Below are 20958 nucleotides of genomic sequence, written 5' to 3' on the forward strand. Positions count from 1 at the left end.
AAAGATGACACAAAGAAGATTAACAAGAAAAGCACACGAATACCTAGACAAAAGCGATGAAGAACGAATTATCTGCTGCAAGGAGGATGTTTGGATAGGTTACAGTGCGGCAGTCACTTTACTTGAGCTACTCGAAGACAAATTCAACGATCCAAAACAGCTTCGCCATGAAGGACTATTGATTTATGGAGACCCTCATAACGGTAAAACAGCCATTTTGAGAAAATTTTACGATCTGCACAAAACAACTTTGGATAAAGTTGATGAAAATGGTGATACTATTTACGAGATACCCATTATTTACTTTGAAGCTCCAAACAGCCCAAATGAGAGTAAACTCTACAGCTATATTCTTGACCAACTACATGTTCCCCATAAAGGAACAGAAAAAGTGCTTGAGAAAGCAAGATTAGCAGAACACTATCTCAATAAGCTCAATACAAAAATGATCCTAATAGATGAGATACACTCTGCACTTACAGGCAACCTCACAAAACAGCGCGCTTTTGTGAATGATCTTAAACTACTCAGTAACAAACTCTCTTTGAGAATTGTTCTTGCCGGTACACGAGAAGCACATTCCGCACTCAACATAAGCGGAGAGACGAGTTCTCGGTTTCCTTCTATCGAACTGCCACGATGGAGTAATGACAAAAAATTTCGTTCTTTTGTTGCAACTTATGAGACCTGTCTTCCTTTAAAAGAGGCATCCAATCTTGTCAAAGATGCTGAAATTATGAGTGCCTTGTATTATGCATCGGAGGGGCTTATAGGTCGTACAGTCAATCTGTTAAAAAAAGCGGCAGTCAAAGCGATAAAATCCGGACGAGAAAGAATCGTTCTCGAAGATATAGAGTATCTACCGACACTCTCTTAAATGTATAAACGCAAACGGAACTGGATAGAGGATTACAAGTTTCATATCATCCCAAAAATCCTTCCGGATGAACTGCTTAGCTCATGGCTAACACGCACCGCATTTGCACACAGCAGAACCCTGTCGCTCTTTACAACCACCTACATTAAAAACGAGGGAGCAAATCTCAGCAGAATCGATCTTGACTTTAGATATGACGAACAACTGTTTGCTATTTTGGCAGATAAAAGCCGGCTGTCTGTTTCCGAAATTTTAAAAATGTCTTTACGAAATGAAGAGGGATATTTGTTTGCATGCAATAAGTGCCTCTACCCTCCAAAACAGATCAGAAAACTGCTGGACAAGCGCACACACTATGGGCTTATGTTTTGCCCTATATGTTTGAGAGAAGACAAAACACCCTATTTTCGAAAACAGTGGCGCTATCTTTTTTATAATGCTTGTCCAAAGCATCAAGTGTATCTTGTTGATAGATGTGGAGGTTGCTTTGAACGAATACGGTTTCACAAAATGGCTCTGAGTGATGCAATTGTGTACTGCCACAACTGTGGCAGAGATTTACGAAAAACACGACCGAAAAAAGTAAATGACAAACATCGTTACGGCATCCAAGCTGTTGAATGGTTTGAAACAGGACTCAAAAACGGCTATTTTATTATTGATCATGAAAAAATCAACTCTCTGTGGATTTTTCAAGCTTTCACAAACTTATACGCTATGTTAAAATCTCTTAAAAATTTACAACTGAGCAATTTTCCACTGCTTCATGAATACCAAGAGTTGCAAGCCAAACTTAGTAAGTATAATTCAAAAAAAGCTTCCCTGATTTATGAAAACTTTTTACTAACTGCGATGGTATATCATCTTTTCCAAAATTTCCCTCGTAATTTTCGTGCTTTTATCAAAGAAAACAACTTGACGCATAGAGATTTTATTCATGGTTTTAAAAATATACCGTTTTGGTATCTTGGCATAATTCAAGACCTTGTTCCCGTAGAAAATAAAATTGGTAGAGAGATTAGTGAATCTGAAGTCATAGGAGCTATTAACTATCTCAAGCAAAATAATCAAAAAGTTACCCAACAAAGTGTTGCTCATGTTGTTGGATGTCATTTTAGTATTCATAAGCAGTTCGTAAAAATTTATCAACGGCGAGCCGACTAGGATAATGATTTTACGCTTCCCTCAAGTAATTCTATTTTAAATAGACCTCTATCATCTTACTCTTTGCCATAAAATTTGTTCCGTAACCTAGCAGCTCATAAAAATCTTTATCGCTAAAACCTACACTATACAACTCTTCTAAATCATCCCTACTAAATTTATCAGCATTATATATGGCATCAATAACTTTACTAAGTAAAAGTTTTTGTTTTACATCAAATGGCAATTTGGAAATATTAGAGCATATGTCACCAAGTATCGCTTTATCTACTCCCATCTCTTGTAACATTTTTGTATTAAAACTTATACAATACTTCCTACACTCTTTTTGAGCTATACAGAGTCGCAAATATGGCAATAAATCTTCATCTATATTTGAATGATTTTTAAAGTACAGATTGTACTCTATAAAATCCATCAAAGATTTAGCATCAATTGTTGCAAATAATTCAAAGTGCGGCGGTACAAATCCAAGTGTTTTTTGAATTTTTTTATATATAAGTTTTAACTCACCTGTTGCTTCTTCTGCTTTTATGGGTTTTATAATAAACATTACCTACCTTTAGTTTAAACTAGACCTATCGGTCTGTTTTAAAAGTATAGTAATTTTATTCTTCAATTAGACTGAATGGTCTAATTTTAGTTTTTAAGTGATTGCAAATAATTTATAAGGTGTTGTACCGAGCTAAGATATTGCTCTTGAGAGGAATTTGAAGGACTAAGAGAGAGTGCACCCCATACTGTCGTTATGATATATGAAGAAAGAGAATCTTTATCTATATTTTGTTGTATTGAAGAGAAATTAAGAACTTTTTTTATTTTTATTTTTATATTTTTATAGATAATGTTGATTGCATTTTCAAAATCTTTATCTCTCGGTGACATCTCTTGATTCAGTCGATTGAGTGGACATCCATATATTAAAAGGTTCTCTTTTTGTGCTACTTGTAAAATTGATTCTATTACAGTATCTATACCATCTTTATCATCTCTTACATCAAGCGAATAAAACTCGTCCATTCTAGGTAAAAGTCGCTCTTTTATAACAGCTAGCACCATATCTTTTTTTGATTTAAAATGATGATAAAGTGAGCCTTTTGGTATACCGCACTCTTTAAGTATCATCGACATACTTGTACCGTTATACCCATGGATATAGACAAGTTCAAAGACTACATCAAGGATTTTTTCTCTGGTTGGTTGATTCATTTGTTCTTTACCCATTAGCTAAATAACCTTTTGTAGAAGCTGCCACTCAAAAGCCTGTTCTTGATTTTTAAAGATAGCCATAGCAGTATTCATTTTTGCAAATCCAAGCTTGCGATAGAAATCTTCTTTCCCTGGATATGAGTAGAGAATTATTTTATTATAACCGTTAGAAAATTCAACAAGTTTACCGACTATACTCTTGCCTATTCCTTGTCCTTGATACCTAGGATGTATCGCAACATCGCAAATATAGGAACAATCTACACCATCTGCCAAAGCTCTTCCGACACCTATTAGTTTCTCTTCTACATACACAAAACATTTATACAAACTATTTGAGAATACTACTTTTAAATCTTCTGCTTTTTTATCACCAAGCAAAGTTATTTTGTATAGGTTTGAGAGTTCATTATAATCTATACTCTCACAATCATATACCCATCGTATTGCTTTATTTTCCATTATTTACCTTAGTGTATTTACTGTCATGCTTACCTTACAAAAAATCCCATTTAACGAAGCCATAAAAGCACAATGTACTTCCTCAGCTTTTATCACCTCTTTGTGAAATATCAAGTCCTTCGTCGCACAAGCATTACTTATAAGTTCAATATTATAGCTTAAATTAAATCTAGCTCTCACTGTTGTATCTACACACATATGTGTCATAACACCGCAGATTATGAGATTGTTTATCTCTCTGCTTTGTAATTCCTCTTGTAAATTTGTCCCACGAAAACTATTTAATGGTGCTTTGTGACAACTGTGCTATCATTTATGTTAAAAGAAGGATGCAGCTCTACACCTTCACTATTTGGCAGAAAAAAAGTCGCGCCTTTTCTCATAGAGATATGCTGTATAAAAAATATTTCGTATTAAAACCGTTATATCTATTTGGTTTGCCGCCAAGTACATCATTGGCTATATGAGATTCAACCTCTGCTTCGAGTGTAGCTTCTGTAAGTTGTTTTATTAGTGGTGCTAAAAGCCCACCTTTACAGGTAAGCTTTTTTCCATTTCTGAATTCTTTTAAAATTTCATCAAAATCAAATTCTACTTCTTCATTCATTGTCAGTCCTTAATAGTATTTTATCAAACTGACACGGAATTTCTAACACTCCCTTTAAGTATACTAATTTTTTGGATACTTTGATAATATTTCTTGAAAATTTTTTAAAAAATTTTGAACTTCTTCTGGATTTTCCTGCATCCATAGATTAATAATTTTTACGGATTCTCGTCCCCAATATTTTTCTTGAGATTTAAACCATTCTTTAGCTTTTACTCTGTTTGTTTTTATTTCATTGTAATCTATATCTTTAAATGCTATTTGTCTCGTATAATCTGAATAAATTTTTTCAAGTTTATTTTCATCGATATTTTGAATTAAATCTGCTAGTAATAATTCTGGTGGATTCTGTCCTGGTAGTAAAATTATATTCTTTACTTTTTGAATTTTTTTCATTTGTTTTGCATTCCTTTTCACATCACCATCCAATACAACTAATGATTCAGGGAAAACAAACGAAGGTATTTTAAAATCAACTACTAACTGAATTAAATTATTACATCCAGTTGCCATCTTAATAAAATTAAATTTTGAAGATTCTCTTTTTATTAAACATTTAAAGAATAATCGACACTCATTATCTTCTGAAAATAAAAGTATTTTATTATTTTCTTTCTTCTTGCTATCTAATGCAACATTTAAATTTTGTTTTATTCTATTATAACTAATTCCATTATCGATAATAATTTCATTATTCCTAATTTTTAAAAATACAACTTTTACTTGTTCTTTGATTTTTTCATCAAATTGCCATTCACAAGCCTTATTTAAAATCTCTAATGAATGAGTTGTTACAATTACTTGAATATTAAGTTTAGCAGCAAACTTTTTCAGGAATTCAATAAGCCTTACTTGTGAAGCAGGATATAATGTAGCATCAACTTCATCAATGGCCAATATACCTCCCTTATAGTATTCTGGATATTTATCTTTTAATCGCTTAAAAGATAAAACAGCAAGTATAATTTTCCCTACGTTATCTTGCCCAGCAGAATTCATCTTCCAGTCATAAAATTCTGTATTGGCTCCGATAGTTTTTTTCAATTTACTATCGAGATAGTTAATATTTTGGATATTTAAATTTGGAATAATTAAAATATTGTTATGCCAAGTTTCATAAAACTGTTGCTCTTCCTCTGTGAGAACAATAGAATCACTTTCTGATAAAACCTTATCTTCTCCTATTGGCAACAACCTGGATAAGCTTAAATAAATAACTGGCAACTGGATATACCCAGATCCTTTCTCTTTTGTTCCTTTTTTCCAGAACCGTATAGTGTTATTTCTTGGAATACTTTCTATTGTAAACTCAGAAATTTCTGCTATGGATTCATTTAAATGCAGCGTCCATTGATGCATTTTGGGTTTATCAAATTCTTCTGACAACTTAAATTTATCTGCAAAAGCTGATTTATAATTTCCTCCAGACAAAGGCTTTTCGTTCTTTATCGGATTAGCCTGATCTGTTATTGAAAAAGGTTGGCTTACCATCCCTAATAAAGTTGTTTTTTGTGTACCATTCTGTCCAGCTATCACAGTTAACTGGCTACCAATTACAAACTTTTGATTTTTAAAGCCACGGAACTTATCTATCATAACATCATTAATAATCATCTGGAAATCACTTTTTTCATTTTATATTTTACTATGCAATATTCTATTTAAATTTATATTAATTATTTCTGGCCTTTTTCTCTTTTTTTCACTATACTTTCAATTATGATAAAATCAAAAAAAATAGTCACAAGTCCTTTGCGATATCCAGGTTCAAAACAAAAGTTTTGTACAACTTTACAAAAGATTATGCAATCTAATGGCATAAAACCAGATTTATTCATTGAACCGTTTGCTGGTGGGGCTAGTGTATCTTTGTATATGCTTCAACACAACTATGTGAATAGAATTGCTCTTATTGAAAAAGATCCATTGGTAGCATCTTTTTGGCATACTGTTTTTTTTGAATCAGCGTGGTTGGTCAAAGAAATTCAAAAGTTAAAAGTTTCGCTAGATGAATGGCATCACTTTAAGAAGTACAAACCAAAAACCAAAAGGACACAAGCTTTAAAATGTTTATTTTTAAACAGAACAAATTTTTCTGGTATTTTGAAAGCTGGACCAATAGGAGGACAAAAGCAAATTTCACAATATAAAATAGATTGTAGATTTAACAAAAAAGCCATTATTGAAAAAATAGAAAGATTGTCATCTTATCGCGATAGAGTACTCTTTATAGACGAAGGTGACTATCAAGATTCTTTAAATAATAGACAGCAATATATTAATGACAATACTTTTATCTATTTTGATCCACCCTATGTTAATAAAGCTAAAGATTTATATAACTTTTACTTTACAGAAGAGGATCACTTATCCTTAAAACAATTCATTGAAAATTTAAATACAAAATGGCTTCTTAGTTATGACTACGAACCACCATTGAGTGATTTATATAAAAGCTTTGCCCAATATGGCTTTTTTGATATTCGATATACTACATCATCAAATAAAGAAAGAATTTTTAAAAAAGAATTTATTGCGAGCAATTTGAATCTAAATATTACTTTGTAATCATTTCTTATTAAAAGCATCTGTCGTCAAGATATCTAAAACCTTTCCACCTGGACGCAAACTAATCGATGTATGTTTATGAGCTAGTACAAGTGGAACAACAGAGTTTTCATATAAATCCGCTTCTAGTTCATGTATTACAGCTAGAGCCTGAGCAATTTTTTTATATTTGCTTAATTCTATTTTTCTTTGCTGAAAGTCTGCACCTTTTTCTCTAAATGGATATGCTAAACAAATTACAAAACGTCCACCTTTCTTTGTTTTTACAAAAATATCTTGCCCGTAGTATGTGCCTTCTCCATGATTTTTTTCATGATTTTTTTGTGCAGAATCAATAAATCTATACCTATACTCATCACTAATCATAAAAAAAGTATTTCTAGGAATAAAATCTTTTTTCTCTTCCTTATCAAATACTTTAATTTTATCTACTTTTAAAAAATGCTCATATACCCTTCCACTTTTTGACAATCCCATGACCAAAGGCTCATCAAGACCAACTTGTCTAGCCTCTTGTCTTATATCGTCAAGTAAAAGCATTATTGCTTTTCTAAATACTGCACTAGGTCCAAAAATAGCTAATGGTCCATCTAGAAATATACACATTTGAGAAAGTAGCTGAAGATTGTTCTTCCACAAATAATATATATAATGCACCGATAATAAATGTTCAAGAAAACTCATAATACGACTATAGGCTTGAACATTACTCTCTGTTTCTGAGAACTCTTCAAAGGTTCGTAAAACATCTGATGCATAATTTTTGCACTTACAAATAGGACAAACCCCCACCCCCGTCTTAATATCTAAATATATTTTAAAGTTCTTTTTCTCACCCTCATGACAATTATTCACTGAACACTTTGAAAAAACAATATGTTTTTCTCCATTTTCATTTTCACTTATTCGCCCCAAATAATCAATTAAAATAATTAATGTATCGTAAAGACTTCTGCCATGTAGCTTGGTTGTATCGCCTTGCAGATAGTCTAATAATGTCTTTCTAAAAGTTTCTGTTACAGTGTCGCAATCTGGCAATCTAACATAGGCACCTGGTAGAGCTAAACTCACAGTATCTATCTCTTTTTGTAATTTAGCTATTTCTCTAGGATTTATATATTTACTCTTTGTCATACCAACATCTAAGTATTTTTCCATATTTAATAACACTGAACTGATTTTAATGTAACCCACTTGCCTACTTGGATATTCTTCATCAACAAAAGATTCGTAAAATGATCCATCTATGGCCAAAAGTAATTTTGGTAAAGTTGCATTATAATCATCAATACTCTGAAATTTTTGAATATATTTCTCTAGATCTATTTTTGTAGGAACATCTACATCTGGACATTTTTCGAGAAATTTCTTGACATCAGGATTCGATGTTATTTGAGCATGTCCATGTTTACTTGCTGATTCATTTTTAAAAGGCATAACACTTCCTAGCTCGAAATGATTTGTTTTAATTTTTGTGGTTCAAATTTTAATATTTGAGTTGGAACAACATAAGGAGATGAAAGAGTTTTAATTCTTGCAAAACCAACATCTTGTGCTTTTTTCAAGGATGATACAAAATCACCAAAATCATAATATTTAGATAGTGCTCGTAATTCATCGTCATTATTTAAATGCGTAATAAAAAAGTTTTCAGTATTGGCCATAATATTAGGATGTACAGAAGATGGTTCTTGCGTAGCATATACAAGAGCTATGCCAAATTTTGCACCCTCTTTAGCAATTCTTGGCCAGATTTCAGTTAATTCTGCTTTTTTACCAATTAAGTTATGAGCTTCTTCTATGTAAGTAACTATTTGCATTGGTTTATTGCCCTTGTTTACATTTTCTGATGCTTGCAATAACAAATAAGTAGCTATTTGTTTGGATATTCTTTCTTTAACTTTTTGGTCACCTATAGATAGGTCTAAAATTACTATTTTTCCATTCTTCAAATGGTTAAAAACATCTCGTGGTATATTGTCACTTCCATGTTTCGAATGAAATATTTTAAATTTTCCTATAGTACCTGTAGATCTAATAAAGGTATCATTTTCTGATTTTCCAACTAATAAATTTAATAATGATCTATCAATATCACTTAACCATGATTTTCCACTTGATGAAACAAGTCCTTTTGGTAAATCACCTTCTTGTTGCCTAATCTTCTTGTTGGCAGTTCGAACATTACCAAAAAAATCAGTAGCATCATGTAATGATAAGCCAATACTTGGATCTCCAAATGATTTTTTTGCTGAATCTATTTTATCTTTTTTTAACTTCTTACTTCCATCATCCAATATAGCATCATACATTTGCTCAAAAATACCATCACCAACTTTAAATTTTATAAAGTTATCATCACTACCATGCTCATAACCTGACTTATACAACAAACACTTATAAATTGCAGCTTGCTTTTCCCACCTTAAATGTTCTGATTTATCTATTCTATCAGGTTCGTCAAGACTCATATTTATTAAATTTTGCATATCTTGCCCATTATTAAAACCATCTTCACTAAGTACTGATTGCAAAATATTTAGTCCGGCACTCAAAGATTTATAGAAATTATCTCTCAAATCTTCAAACCCTATTGTTGGAAGCCCACGATATCGAACAACATTATCTTCAAAGACTTCAGCAATTGATGAGCCATCATCTTGTCCCGTAGCATTGGCATACTCGCCATTTAAATCAAAAATTAACTGCCCTATATTTAAATCTGATTTAATTGCGGCCAAAGCCACAGCCGAAACAGTAGTTTTGATGGTATTTGATTTACCAGTTCTTGTCATACCTAGAACCGCGGTTCTTCTGCTTAAAAAATCAGTCGGTTGTATTTTTACAATAACATTATTTGTACCTTCTTTTTTTTGTATTCTATTTGTAGATGTATATCGTACATTTCCTATTTGAAATGCTTCTGGCATTTTAGAAAAGCCCATTTTCATAGCTGAAGATTCCATACTGTGTATTTTGATGGGATCAATAAAGTTAACAATTGTAGACAACGCTTCATTCGATGGTTTGTATACTCTTAAGTGTGCTACAGATTGAAAGTCCTCAATGTCTGCACCCAAACATAATCGTCCAAGTTCATCTAAATAAAAGCAGCCTAATATACTGCATGTCAAACCACCAAACTGTAAAATTGAATGAGTAATTTGTTCTATACCATCCCGGTTATCTGCCGGAATAATATCATCTAGACTTTGAAAATGTTCAATAATTGTATTTAAATTAACATCATCTTGAGGCAATTTACAAGAATCTTGAACCCGCAATAATAATATCATCTTATCAGTATCTTGTGAATTTTCAAAGTTATTGGGATTAAATGCAGTTGCTAATAAAAAACTATTTTGAGGAACACCACCTGCTGTTTCTTTAAAAAAATCATTAGTTAAGATATCTACCGTATCATATGCCATTCTTATTACAAAGCCCACATGAAGTTTTTCAATATTTGTAATAAGTTTTACTAAATTATTTTCTCTACTAAATTGTTGTCCTATACTTTCTAAAGCCATTTTGCATAATCCATGTTGATTTTACAATGATTTTATCCTAAAAAAAATATACACAACCTTTATTCATTAAAAATAATACTATTTTTATAAAGAACCCTATTTATAGAAATTTAATTCGAAAGCCGCATGTTTATTAACTCACTATCTTAACTTTATTAATTTCCCCAACACCCCAACCATCCATCGAGCTAAATCTTCTTTACTAAGTATCTCATTTCTCTCATGATTTTTAGTAGCAAATTTCAATTCACTATTCTCCTTATACAATTCTTTTATATCATTGATATTCATTTTCTCATCAACATAGTAATGCAAAAACTTATCAAACACCATTTGATTTACTGGTTTTTTTGATGAAATCACCCAAGTGCTTGCAGCACCTCCTGAAGCGTTTTCAAGTTCCAAAAGTCCAACATATACACTACCATATTGAAATGTTGCCGTGATATACTGTCTTTCTCTACCTGCAATACTGCATCTTACATATGCTCTATCGGTTGTCGGATCTATTACCTGTTGCATTTTTTGATTACCATGAACTATAAGATTTTTTATGCTCTTTCGAGTGGCCAAAAAATTCATATATTGAGAAAATTCATCAAAGTTATGAGTGTACTCTTTTTTCTCCTGCTCTTTTTTTTCATATTCATTAGATATGCGTGTTTTGCGGATCTTTTTCTCTAAACTTTTCGATGACTCCGTTAAACTTTGATCGACAACTTCATTTGCCATCTCCTCCTGATATATTTTTAAAACCTGTGGAATATCTTCACTCGCCACAGTATCTTCTATGATTTCAATATCATCAAGACTACTGCAAGATCTTCTTTTTGAGCGAATTGTTCTATGTTGCTTTTTCTTGCTTGCACCTTCAACTTTTAAGATCTCTGTTGTCACTCCCGGTATCTCTTTTTTCACCGTTGGAAGATTTTCAAACTCATCTAAATTAATAGAGCTTGTCTTACTTTCTCGTAATACCTGGAGTTTTTTGAACCCAATATCTGAATTATCATCTAAAATTTCATGCACATAGATAATTCTCTTGCCACTATTCCAAAACTCATGCACTTTTGCTTTTAAAGAAAAATCCTCATCGACAGGCAGTTTTGCTTTAATTGGCATATCATTTGGTGATCTTGAAGTTTTTTCTTGCGTATAATCGATATAAACATTTATAAAGTTTCCCATCCTATCAAACATTTGTGTGGCATACTCGATTGTAGCAAAGCGACAGATAAACGGTGCTTCTGCTTTAGTAACATATTTTGGAATGGTTATTGAAGCTTGAACACCATCATTATGTACTGCAATGTATAAGTCATCTAACTTACATCTAAGTGCTGCTTCACGCATAACAGTTGTTCTATAATAGTAATAAATTGCAACTGCATAATGAGGAATAATTATTGTCTCAAATCTATTGTCAATTTTAAAACATGGTGTTTTTTTGGTATCATTTAAATAGGTTCTTTTCCAGCCCAAAAGCTCAACAATTTTGTCTTCATCTATCAATTTATCGAGAATTATATCTTTGTCTATTATCTGATACTGGGAAAGTTCAATTTGTTTTTTAGTTATTAGCAGATTGCTCTTGCTTTTTTTGTCTTGTTTACCATTTTTATATGGCTGATGAAATCGAAACTTTGTAAAGAAGATTTCGGGAGAGAGATGCACATCAAAAAATTCATTTTTCGTAATGTTTTTAACAGCTACTTTAAACATAGAGTTTCCGTAATCTTCGTAGTCAATTTTTAAACGAAGCGGCATCAAAAACATAAAAGTATCATCTTTATTTTTTGTCATAAACTCAGGAATGATACTTTTTGGTTTCTTCATCTTGCTATCTCATTCTCAAACTTTATTGTAACTATTCGCATACTTTAATGAACATTCTCACACTTTATTGGATCTTGCAGCCATTTTTATATAGATGTGCAGTATCTCAATCGCAGCAGGGGTAATACCGCTGATGTTCATTGCCGCTTGCAGTGTCGGCGGGTTGAAATCCGCCAATTTTTCCTGTACCTCTTTTGAGAGTCCGCTAACAATGGTAAAATCAAAGCCTTCAGGAATTTTTACTTTAAGATATTTCTTCATTCGCTCTATCTCTTCACTCTGCTTATCGATGTAACGCGCATACTTTCCTTCGACAAGTATCTCATCTTGAATGTATGCATCAAATTTTTCAAGTTCCGGAACGATTTTGAGCATCTTCTCAACCGTAAAGCTTTTACGCGCTACAAGCTGCTGTGCAGTTGAAACATCCTTGAGCGGTTCTTCATCCATAGAGGCAAGCAGTGTATTGAACTCTTTGTTTGGAGTAAATCTTGTCTCCTCCAAAAGCTGCGCACCGTAACGAATCTGTTCATCTTTTTGCTTGACACGTTCATAGAACTCATCTGAAATAAGCCCGAGTTCGTGACCGTAATGAGCCAGACGGGTATCGGCACTCTCCTCACGCAAGAGCAGTCTGTACTCCGCACGGCTTGTAAACATACGGTAAGGCTCGTTCGTTCCTTTAGTAACAAGGTCGTCTATGAGCACACCAATATAAGCTTCATCACGACGTAGTATCAACGGCTCTTTATCCTGCAGTGACAGGCTTGCATTTATCCCTGCCATGATTCCCTGCGCAGCCGCTTCTTCGTAGCCTGTCGTTCCGTTTATCTGTCCGGCACAATAGAGTCCTTTGATCTTCTTCGTCTCGAGTGAATGTTTAAGCTCACGCGGATCGACAAAATCGTACTCGATAGCATAGCCGTAACGCACGATCTTCGCTTTTTCCATCCCTTTTACCGAGTGAATCATATCACGCTGCACATCAGGCGGCAAAGAGGTGCTCATACCGTTGATATAGCACTCCGTATTGTCCGCAGTCTGGGGTTCTATGAAAAGATGGTGTCGCTCTTTGTCCGGAAATTTATCTATCTTGTCTTCGATTGAAGGGCAGTATCTTGGTGATTTCCCTGCAATCTGTCCTGTAAAGAGCGGTGCTCTGTAGAAATTCGATTCAATGATGTTGTGTGTATTCTCATTTGTATAGGCAATGTAGCAAGGCAGTTGTTTTTTTGTCGCACGAAATTGCTCTCTATCAGTTCGAAAAGAAAAAGGGTTCGGCAGTGCGTCACCGTCTTGTTTTTCCATTTGGTCAAAGTCGATAGTGGAGCTGTCTATACGTGCACAGGTTCCCGTCTTTAAACGTGCCATAGTAAGCCCTGCATCATTTTTCAGTGAAGCTGAAAGTCCTACACTTGTCTGCTCTCCAAAGCGTCCGCCAACCTGCTGAATCTCACCGACATGGATGATGCCGTTTAAAAACGTTCCGCTTGTTATGATGACCTTTTTGGCTTGGTATTCATTTAAAAGAGCGGTTTTTACGCCTTTTACTTCTCCATTATCAATGATTAACGACTCCACTGTATCTTGAGCGAGGTCAAGATTTGGTGTATTTAAGATGGTATTTCTTGCGATGACACGGTACTTGTCCATATCTATCTGTGCGCGGCTTCCTCGAACTGCAGGACCTTTTGTCTGGTTAAGTATGCGAAACTGTATGCCCACTTCATCCGTTATGAGCCCCATCTCTCCACCGAGTGCGTCTATCTCACGTACAAGGTGTCCTTTTGCCAAACCGCCTACGGCAGGATTACAACTCGTCGCACCTACATTTTCAGCGAGCATAGAGACCAAAAGTGTTTTATTTCCCATTCGAGCAGAAGCAAGCGCTGCTTCAATACCTGCGTGACCGCCGCCTACTACTATTACATCATAATTCATAAAAAATCCGTTCATTATTTCTTAATGCGAATTTTATCATTTTTCAGTATCATTTGCATAATATAAACGAAATTAATTGAGGTTTTTAAGTTGAGTGACGATTTGTTTAAAGATTACGTTCCGGAGATACTTGTCTATGATGAGGCAGTTGACGGAAGCGGTGAATACAAGATAAGAGATGAACACTTAAATACAAAAGAAAATCTACTCGAAAAGATACGTCGAAAAAAAGCTGCCGCAAAAGGCAATAAAACAGTTTTTCGACAAAACATCAGAACAGAGAATGAGGACAAATGATACAAGAAGCAAATGCTGCATATAATGCAAAAGATTACGAAAAAGCCTATGCGCTTTTCTCACAACTCGCAGAAGAAGGAAATGTCGATGCTATGACCTCTCTTGGCTATATGCATCAAATGGGACAGGGGTGTGAAGTCGATGAAGCAAAAACTCTTGAGCTCTACACAAAAGCAGCAGAGGCGAAACAGCCATATGCCCTTTTTAACCTTGCTATTCTTTACGAAAACGGTGTCGGCGGTGTTGAGCACGATATGTTCAAAGCCCATGAACTGCATATGGAAGCAGCTGTACGAGAAGTTCCCCCTGCCATGTATGAAGTAGCCCTTATGCTTGAGAGAGGTCTTGGATGCATACAAAACTATTCAGAGGCGGCATTTTGGTATGAAGAGGCAGCAAAACGCGGTCACGCAGCCGCTTTTAACAACCTCGGTACGCTTTATAAAGAGGGACACGGAGTTGAACAGGATGATGCAAAATGCTTTATCTGCTTCTCACGCGCTGCCGAAGCAGGTCTTCCCGAAGGTCTCTACAACTTAGGTCTTTTGTACGACCAAGGAGTAGGCTGTGAGATGGACAATGACAAAGCACTGGACTTGTGTCGTAAAGCTGCTTATGCAGGTCATGAAAAAGCAAAATCAATCATAAAAAATCTTCAAGAAGATGGCAAGATAGTCTTTTGATCTTTAATAAAAAGGTATTCATGTGTTTACAGGTCTCATAAGAGAAGTCGCCACTGTCAAAAGTTTTGCAGGCTCGAAACTCAGTATAAAGTCAAAGTACAAAGCCGCTCTTGGTGACTCTATTGCCATCAATGGTGCCTGCTTGACAGTTGTCGAAGTAACACATGACGGCTTTGCAGTAGAACTCTCTCCCGAGAGTCAAAAGCTTCTTGCGATCGAGAACTATAAAAACGAAGTGCATATTGAACCGGCAATGGCGATGGGCGATAGATTTGAAGGGCATATTGTCCAAGGGCATGTCGATACCATCGGTGAGATAGAAGCCATGAAGAACAATGGTAACTCCTATGATGTTTTTGTCAAAGTAGATAAAAAGTTCATCCCTTACATCGTGCCAAAAGGCTCTATTACCATCGATGGTGTAAGTCTGACCGTTAATGATGTCAGCAGTGACAACTTCCGCCTGACGATCATCCCCCACACTATGAAAGAGACACTCTTTAAAAACTACAAAAAAGGCTCACGTGTCAATGTGGAGACCGATATGTTCGCCCGTTACATCGCCCATATACTCAAACACCAGTCAGGCTCAAAAGATTCTCTTTCTTGGGATGAAGTCGATGCAATTTCCGCTGCATTTTAAGGCAAAATTATAAAAAATCAAGTTTTAAAAGACACCTTTGGGCATAACGATTTTCGCTCCCTGCAAGAAGAGGGAGTCGATGCTATTTTAAGCGGACAGGATCTTTTAATGATACTGCCAACAGGTGGCGGAAAATCACTTGTCTATCAACTCCCAACCATGATGATGTCCGGTATTACCATCGTTATCTCACCGCTAATAGCACTTATGCAGGATCAGGTCGCTTCACTTGTCGCACAGAAGATTCCGGCAGCTATGATAAGCTCAGCACAATCGTATGATGAGATAGAGAGTATCCTCACGCAGGCGCACAACAACGAGTTGAAGTTTCTCTATCTCTCTCCGGAGAGACTCAACTCCAACAACACGATAGCAATACTGCAAAACCTGTCGATAAACTTCTTTGTCATTGACGAAGCACACTGTATCAGCCAGTGGGGACATGAGTTTCGTGATGATTATCGACTGCTTGGCAACTTAAAAGCAAACTTTCCGGACAAAAGCATCGCCGCTTTTACAGCAACCTCAACGGACAATGTCACCGATGATATCCTGCGTGAGCTTCGCTTGCAAGACCCGCTGCTTTTAAAGGGAAGTGTCTTTCGTAAAAACATCTTTATCTCAGCCGAGCGACGCATTAGCAATGGTCAGGCACAGCTTAAAAATTTCCTACTTCGTCACCAGAACGAAAGCGGCATCATCTATGTAAGCTCACGCAAGAAAGCCGAAGAACTAAGTACCTTTTTAAATCAAAACGGCTACAGATCACTCGCCTATCATGCCGGAATGCCACAGCATGTACGAGAGCAGAACTTTCGAATCTTTATTAATGACAAAGTGGATATCATAGTCGCAACCATCGCTTTTGGTATGGGAATAGACAAAAGTGATATCCGCTTTGTGGTGCATATGAGCCTGCCGAAATCTTTAGAGAACTACTATCAAGAGATTGGGCGTGCAGGACGTGACGGCGAAGACTCTGAAGCACTGCTGCTCTTTAACGCAGCTGATATGATGCAGCATAAACGCTTTTTGCAAGAGATAGAGAGTGAAGAGTACAAGGAACATCTCGCCTTGAAAATAGACACCATCTACAAATATGCAACAGGTGAGATCTGCTTTCACAAACAGCTAGCCGAATACTTCAACGACTCGCTTGAAAGCTGTCAAACACGTTGTGACAACTGTCTTAGCTCAGATGACAAGCGTCAGGACATCACAAAAGAGGCACAGATGCTGCTGAGTGCCATCTATAAAACGAACCAGAGCTTCGGAAAGAACTACATCATAGACATTCTAAGAGGATCGAACGAGCAGAAGATTCTTGCCAATGGAGCGGACAAACTCTCCGTCTATGATATCGGTACCCATTTGAGTAAAAAAGAGTGGTTCGTCATTGTTGAGCGGCTTTTAGAGCTTAAAATCATTACCTTAGGAGATTTCTCGACACTCAAACTTACCAATGATGCCATAGCGATTTTAAAGTCACAAAAACTCATTGACATTAAATCATCACGCCTGCAGGTTGATAAAAAAGCAAAAGCGGTGCGTCAGGTCGAGGAGTTTGACTTTGACAGAGAGCTTTTTGAGAAGCTGCGTGAGAAGCGCACAGAACTAGCAAGTGAAATGGGCGTTCCGGCTTACATCATCTTCTCAGATAAAACACTCAAACACCTAGCCAACGATATGCCGACGAATAAAGAAGAGATGCTTGAGGTCAATGGCGTTGGAATGAAAAAGTACGAGCAGTTTGGTGAAGAGTTCTTAACTGTCATCAACAACTAAAGAAAAACGAATATGGCTGTACTGCAACTCTTTAGTCTTCTTTTAGCAATACCACTTATACTTTTTTTCATGTTCGTCTTTCCGGAAAAATTTTATGCGACACTACTCTTTTTTTATGAACCGCAAACTCGCATACCATTTATTTTACTTTTTACTCTCCTATTCCTGTGGCGACACCTAACAAAAAGACATAAAGAGCATACCTATGACTATTTTGATGACCTTTCTCTAACCGAAAAACGCATTGATGGAAAATTTTATCACTATAGTAATTATATTGATGCCAAAGACAAAGGTGCCAACTTTACACTTTTTATCGATGGAAAATGTGGTTATGACTTTATGCTCAAGTATGAAAACAGATTTGAGAAGCTGTTAAAATCACTGCACTTGAGTTATGAATGTCAAAGCGGCAATAAAAAATTTGATGATACGATATATATTCTGTCTGATGATAAAATACTGTGCCGGGATTTAAAAACTGATACACAGCTGCAAACGCTAATATTTGAGCTTTTTTGGAATCTAAAAGAACATAACTTTACTCTGAAGTATCTCCAGTATTATGATGGACGACTTATTCTTCATGCAGCAACAAAAGAATCAAATGACCGGACACTCCAAGAGATAGAAAAGCTGTGTGATATGGCAGCACCCATAATGAGAGAAGTCATTATGCATCTGCCTGATAAAACAGAACAAAAAAATCATAACATCTATAGAGAAAAAAGCAGTAGAATGATCACAATTTCTCTTGCACTTTTTATAGCACTCTTTTTAAATGGTGCAATCAAACTTCTTTTGGAAAGCGCTTCCATCTTTTATACACCAAGACTTATAGAAAGATATCACTTTTTAGTTCCATCACTTGAGATCACACTACTGTTAGTCTCCGTATATAGTATATTTGTACTTATCTATTTTTATAAAAGTTCACGTCTTGCTTTGGCTCTTTTTATAGGTATTTCTTTAGGTTCTGCTGCTCTTTTTCTAACAAGCATAACAGCGTTAAAAGAGATGAATATCTATCTTGACACAAGTAAAGCACGAGTAGAACTTCATCGTGTTACAGATACACGTGCCGTAAGAGGTAGAAACAGCCGTTATTATGTTACATTTGATAAATTAGACGAAATGCGAGTGCCCTATGGGGTATATAAACAGTATCAGAAAAACAACTTTTCAATTATCTATATAAGACAAGGCTTTTTAGATGCGCCTTGGATATATTCTATTAAGAGGGTCAGTCATTCACAATAACTGACTATCTCTCAGTGGCTTTGTATCCGGATTGCATGCAATTTTATGTTCCATATTGACACATTCATACCCGCTTAGCTCACGCAAAGATGCAAGCGTGGCACTTCTAAAATTTTCGCCCTTGTTCAAGTAAACATGAAATCCATTTTCATAGAGCGCCAAACGGGTTTTAAGCGCTATGGAGTATGTAGTCAAAATACCGTCTTCTTTTATAGCATTTTTAATATCTGCAAAATACTCTTTTGTCCAAAGAAGAGGATTTACAGTTGGTGAAAAAGCATCCTGATAGACTATGTCGAATCTGTTTTGAAATTTTTTGATATATTCTCGCGCATTGCCTAAAAAGAGTTCTACAAACAGGTTGTCATCTTCATATCTTCCAGTAGTGCTGAGCGATACAACAACCTCACGCAGCGCTTCAAACTCTTTGGGATACGTAAAATCTTTCAATGACGCGACCAGATCTGCATCGAGTTCTGGTGAGTATATGGAAAGTTTCATCTGAGGTGCATGCTCTTGATAATAAAGTATAGTCGCCAAGGTATTAAAACCCAATCCGTAGCAGATATCTAAAACGGTAACCTCATTTTTATCCGATACATGCTTATACGCAGGGATAATATGTTTATAGAGCGATTCACTCAGCGCACCATCTTTTGTTGAGTGATAGTGTTCATCGTACTCTTTCGAATATGCCGTAAAAGAGCCGTCTTCACTCAAAGCAAGCGAATGAAGTTCATCTTCAAAATTACTCAAAGACCATTCCCCCACATATGCATTTTTTTTGCCATCACGAGGTCATACTCTTCTAGGACATCAATGGCATTGGGTGCACGAAACTCAAATTTGTCCAGCAGTTCTTTTGTTTTTTCAATATCCAAAGTGTTTTTTTTCTCCATAATGATGATATCAGCGGTATTTGCCAGTGTCGTGTAAGCGATACGAAGCAGGAGTTCCGGATTTGCGTGAGTGTTCAAAATATCTTTTAATATTACGATGTCATTATCACGAGGCAGAGCTCGAAAAGGGGTTTTAAAGTTTTTTACAAACTGTACTTTTGCATTTTTTAATTCAGAACTTAGAGGGAACTCTTCTTCAGCATATACGGCTAAACGAAATTCTCCATTAACTTCCTCAAGTAAAGAGGCCAAAGCAGCAGACGTTGCATCCGGCTTAGTAGTTACCTGTATGTAATGGTTTCCCGGAAGCGGGTTAAAAAGTTCTAAAAACTGTTTTAACTCCATAAAGAATCTTTTAGTAGGCTAAATCGTGAAGCTCACGGAAAAGAAACGCTTCGACTATCTCATCAATGCTCTTTTGTGTATGCGCAACTAAAACCATCATGGACATATTTATAAAATCCATAACCGGTTCACCGTCACTATGCACAACAACAGCTTCATTCCACTCTTCAAAAGCATCATAGGCATCTGCGTGAAGGACTTCAACAAGTTCACCCTCTTCTATACGCAGCTGTGCCCATGTTTTAGCTTCTAAAACAGGTGTTATCTTTGCCTCTTGTACATCCGTTGAATCCATTGGAACGGCTACGAGCATGATTTATTTATCTCTTTTAGTTTTTTCTTGCTAAGTTGCAGTTTTTTGTTATCCATCACGCCTATTTTGTGCGACAAGATATCTGATGCTATCTTTTTCGCATTTTTCAGTGAGTGCATTTTATATGTACCACATTGGTAAACATTCAACTCCGGAATATCTTTTTTACTTTTTACTTTTAAAACATCTTCCATCGCTTTTTTCCATGCTTTGGCAACTCTTGCCTCACGCGGCGTACCTATGACAGACATATAAAAACCTGTGCGGCATCCCATTGGGGAAAGATCAATAATCTCTACACCTTTGCCGTTTAAATGCTCACGCATAAATCCCGCAAACAGATGTTCAAGCGTATGAATCCCTCGGCCATCCATCTTATCTTCATTTGGTTTATAAAAACGAAGATCAAATACTGTAATTTTATCTCCGCATTGCGTCTTCATCACTTTTGCTTTTCTAACTGCAGGAGCAGGCATAATTGTATGGTCAACTGTAAATGAGTCTAATAATGGCATATTTCATTCCTTGAATTTATTTAT

Annotated in this window: 20 protein-coding genes and 2 pseudogenes; 8 read left to right on the plus strand and 14 right to left on the minus strand. The window is 35.6% G+C overall.

Translation table 11 applies throughout. The features are described from left to right. Positions 1 to 4 precede the first annotated feature (4 nt). Both FM071_RS09250 and FM071_RS09255 read left to right on the plus strand, forming a co-directional pair. Complete coding sequence (locus FM071_RS09250) at positions 5 to 877, plus strand: TniB family NTP-binding protein (protein WP_193110716.1); 873 nt, start codon at positions 5 to 7, stop codon at positions 875 to 877. After that, positions 878 to 2041: a TniQ family protein gene (locus tag FM071_RS09255; protein WP_193110717.1), complete on the plus strand. Its 1164-nt coding sequence runs from the start codon at positions 878 to 880 to the stop codon at positions 2039 to 2041. It begins immediately after the preceding gene. A 31-nt stretch (positions 2042 to 2072) separates the two neighbouring features. Here FM071_RS09255 and FM071_RS09260 read toward each other — a convergent pair whose 3' ends face one another. From FM071_RS09260 to FM071_RS09285, 6 genes and pseudogenes are all read right to left on the minus strand, one after another. Beyond that, positions 2073 to 2594: a carboxymuconolactone decarboxylase family protein gene (locus FM071_RS09260; RefSeq protein WP_193110718.1), complete on the minus strand. Its 522-nt coding sequence runs from the start codon at positions 2592 to 2594 to the stop codon at positions 2073 to 2075. Positions 2595 to 2680: 86 nt separating this feature from the next. Next, positions 2681 to 3265, minus strand: coding sequence for a TetR/AcrR family transcriptional regulator (locus FM071_RS09265; RefSeq protein WP_193110719.1), 585 nt, complete (start codon positions 3263 to 3265; stop codon positions 2681 to 2683). 3 nt (positions 3266 to 3268) lie between these two features. Beyond that, positions 3269 to 3712, minus strand: a complete 444-nt coding sequence (locus FM071_RS09270; RefSeq protein ID WP_193110720.1) for a GNAT family N-acetyltransferase — start codon at positions 3710 to 3712, stop codon at positions 3269 to 3271. Positions 3713 to 3715: 3 nt separating this feature from the next. Then, positions 3716 to 3997, minus strand: a pseudogene (locus FM071_RS10875) (isochorismatase family protein); the annotation flags it as partial. Positions 3998 to 4118: 121 nt separating this feature from the next. Continuing rightward, positions 4119 to 4319, minus strand: a pseudogene (locus FM071_RS09280) (IS256 family transposase); the annotation flags it as partial. 63 nt (positions 4320 to 4382) lie between these two features. Continuing rightward, positions 4383 to 5933 (minus strand): AAA family ATPase, encoded by a 1551-nt coding sequence (locus tag FM071_RS09285; protein ID WP_193110722.1) that lies wholly within the window; start codon positions 5931 to 5933, stop codon positions 4383 to 4385. 105 nt (positions 5934 to 6038) lie between these two features. Here FM071_RS09285 and FM071_RS09290 point away from each other — a divergent pair, with 105 nt between their 5' ends. After that, positions 6039 to 6887: a DNA adenine methylase gene (locus FM071_RS09290; RefSeq protein ID WP_193110723.1), complete on the plus strand. Its 849-nt coding sequence runs from the start codon at positions 6039 to 6041 to the stop codon at positions 6885 to 6887. Here the strand turns inward: FM071_RS09290 and FM071_RS09295 are convergent, their stop codons facing one another. The 4 genes from FM071_RS09295 to mnmG form a co-directional block, all read right to left on the minus strand. Then, on the minus strand, positions 6888 to 8324 hold the full coding sequence (locus tag FM071_RS09295; RefSeq protein ID WP_193110724.1) for a DNA double-strand break repair nuclease NurA: 1437 nt from the start codon (positions 8322 to 8324) through the stop codon (positions 6888 to 6890). An 8-nt stretch (positions 8325 to 8332) separates the two neighbouring features. Continuing rightward, the gene (locus FM071_RS09300; RefSeq protein ID WP_193110725.1) at positions 8333 to 10417 is read right to left on the minus strand and encodes an ATP-binding protein; all 2085 of its coding nucleotides are present in this window, start codon (positions 10415 to 10417) and stop codon (positions 8333 to 8335) included. Between the two features lie 141 nt (positions 10418 to 10558). Then, complete coding sequence (locus FM071_RS09305; protein ID WP_193110726.1) at positions 10559 to 12220, minus strand: hypothetical protein; 1662 nt, start codon at positions 12218 to 12220, stop codon at positions 10559 to 10561. Between the two features lie 90 nt (positions 12221 to 12310). Then, complete coding sequence (gene mnmG / locus FM071_RS09310; RefSeq protein ID WP_193110727.1) at positions 12311 to 14194, minus strand: tRNA uridine-5-carboxymethylaminomethyl(34) synthesis enzyme MnmG; 1884 nt, start codon at positions 14192 to 14194, stop codon at positions 12311 to 12313. Positions 14195 to 14284: 90 nt separating this feature from the next. Here mnmG and FM071_RS09315 point away from each other — a divergent pair, with 90 nt between their 5' ends. The 5 genes from FM071_RS09315 to FM071_RS09335 are packed head-to-tail and all read left to right on the plus strand — an operon-like array spanning position 14285 to position 18862. Continuing rightward, on the plus strand, positions 14285 to 14491 hold the full coding sequence (locus FM071_RS09315; protein ID WP_193110728.1) for a hypothetical protein: 207 nt from the start codon (positions 14285 to 14287) through the stop codon (positions 14489 to 14491). Beyond that, positions 14488 to 15174, plus strand: coding sequence for a tetratricopeptide repeat protein (locus tag FM071_RS09320; RefSeq protein ID WP_193110729.1), 687 nt, complete (start codon positions 14488 to 14490; stop codon positions 15172 to 15174). The genes FM071_RS09315 and FM071_RS09320 overlap by 4 nt, the downstream gene beginning before the upstream one ends. A gap of 22 nt (positions 15175 to 15196) precedes the next feature. Next, a complete protein-coding gene (gene ribE / locus FM071_RS09325) occupies positions 15197 to 15817 on the plus strand; it encodes a riboflavin synthase (RefSeq protein WP_193110730.1) in 621 nt (206 codons plus the stop codon). 9 nt (positions 15818 to 15826) lie between these two features. Next, positions 15827 to 17602, plus strand: coding sequence for a DNA helicase RecQ (gene recQ, locus FM071_RS09330; RefSeq protein ID WP_193112070.1), 1776 nt, complete (start codon positions 15827 to 15829; stop codon positions 17600 to 17602). Positions 17603 to 17614: 12 nt separating this feature from the next. Further along, positions 17615 to 18862 (plus strand): hypothetical protein, encoded by a 1248-nt coding sequence (locus FM071_RS09335; RefSeq protein ID WP_193110731.1) that lies wholly within the window; start codon positions 17615 to 17617, stop codon positions 18860 to 18862. Here FM071_RS09335 and FM071_RS09340 read toward each other — a convergent pair. The 4 genes from FM071_RS09340 to luxS are packed head-to-tail and all read right to left on the minus strand — an operon-like array spanning position 18854 to position 20934. Next, a complete protein-coding gene (locus tag FM071_RS09340) occupies positions 18854 to 19618 on the minus strand; it encodes a tRNA (5-methylaminomethyl-2-thiouridine)(34)-methyltransferase MnmD (protein WP_193110732.1) in 765 nt (254 codons plus the stop codon). The genes FM071_RS09335 and FM071_RS09340 overlap by 9 nt on opposite strands. Then, entirely contained in the window at positions 19615 to 20106 is a 492-nt protein-coding gene (locus tag FM071_RS09345; protein ID WP_193110733.1) for a hypothetical protein, read from the minus strand. The genes FM071_RS09340 and FM071_RS09345 overlap by 4 nt, the downstream gene beginning before the upstream one ends. Positions 20107 to 20116: 10 nt before the next feature. Continuing rightward, complete coding sequence (locus FM071_RS09350) at positions 20117 to 20419, minus strand: hypothetical protein (protein ID WP_193110734.1); 303 nt, start codon at positions 20417 to 20419, stop codon at positions 20117 to 20119. Then, entirely contained in the window at positions 20410 to 20934 is a 525-nt protein-coding gene (gene luxS / locus FM071_RS09355; RefSeq protein ID WP_193110735.1) for an S-ribosylhomocysteine lyase, read from the minus strand. The genes FM071_RS09350 and luxS overlap by 10 nt, the downstream gene beginning before the upstream one ends. Positions 20935 to 20958 lie beyond the last annotated feature (24 nt).

This window comes from Sulfurimonas paralvinellae (genome assembly GCF_014905135.1).
In the GTDB taxonomy this organism is placed as follows: Bacteria; Campylobacterota; Campylobacteria; order Campylobacterales; family Sulfurimonadaceae; genus Sulfurimonas; species Sulfurimonas paralvinellae.

Excerpts from the sequence above, each read along its gene's own strand:
- FM071_RS09250 (WP_193110716.1), top strand. The coding sequence starts at position 5 with ATGACACAAAGAAGATTAACAAGAAAAGCACACGAATACCTAGACAAA.
- FM071_RS09255 (WP_193110717.1), top strand. The coding sequence starts at position 878 with ATGTATAAACGCAAACGGAACTGGATAGAGGATTACAAGTTTCATATC.
- FM071_RS09260 (WP_193110718.1), bottom strand. The coding sequence starts at position 2,594 with ATGTTTATTATAAAACCCATAAAAGCAGAAGAAGCAACAGGTGAGTTA.
- FM071_RS09265 (WP_193110719.1), bottom strand. The coding sequence starts at position 3,265 with ATGGGTAAAGAACAAATGAATCAACCAACCAGAGAAAAAATCCTTGAT.
- FM071_RS09270 (WP_193110720.1), bottom strand. The coding sequence starts at position 3,712 with ATGGAAAATAAAGCAATACGATGGGTATATGATTGTGAGAGTATAGAT.
- FM071_RS09285 (WP_193110722.1), bottom strand. The coding sequence starts at position 5,933 with ATGATTATTAATGATGTTATGATAGATAAGTTCCGTGGCTTTAAAAAT.
- FM071_RS09290 (WP_193110723.1), top strand. The coding sequence starts at position 6,039 with ATGATAAAATCAAAAAAAATAGTCACAAGTCCTTTGCGATATCCAGGT.
- FM071_RS09295 (WP_193110724.1), bottom strand. The coding sequence starts at position 8,324 with ATGCCTTTTAAAAATGAATCAGCAAGTAAACATGGACATGCTCAAATA.
- FM071_RS09300 (WP_193110725.1), bottom strand. The coding sequence starts at position 10,417 with ATGGCTTTAGAAAGTATAGGACAACAATTTAGTAGAGAAAATAATTTA.
- FM071_RS09305 (WP_193110726.1), bottom strand. The coding sequence starts at position 12,220 with ATGACAAAAAATAAAGATGATACTTTTATGTTTTTGATGCCGCTTCGT.
- mnmG (WP_193110727.1), bottom strand. The coding sequence starts at position 14,194 with ATGAATTATGATGTAATAGTAGTAGGCGGCGGTCACGCAGGTATTGAA.
- FM071_RS09320 (WP_193110729.1), top strand. The coding sequence starts at position 14,488 with ATGATACAAGAAGCAAATGCTGCATATAATGCAAAAGATTACGAAAAA.
- FM071_RS09335 (WP_193110731.1), top strand. The coding sequence starts at position 17,615 with ATGGCTGTACTGCAACTCTTTAGTCTTCTTTTAGCAATACCACTTATA.
- FM071_RS09345 (WP_193110733.1), bottom strand. The coding sequence starts at position 20,106 with ATGGAGTTAAAACAGTTTTTAGAACTTTTTAACCCGCTTCCGGGAAAC.
- FM071_RS09350 (WP_193110734.1), bottom strand. The coding sequence starts at position 20,419 with ATGCTCGTAGCCGTTCCAATGGATTCAACGGATGTACAAGAGGCAAAG.
- luxS (WP_193110735.1), bottom strand. The coding sequence starts at position 20,934 with ATGCCATTATTAGACTCATTTACAGTTGACCATACAATTATGCCTGCT.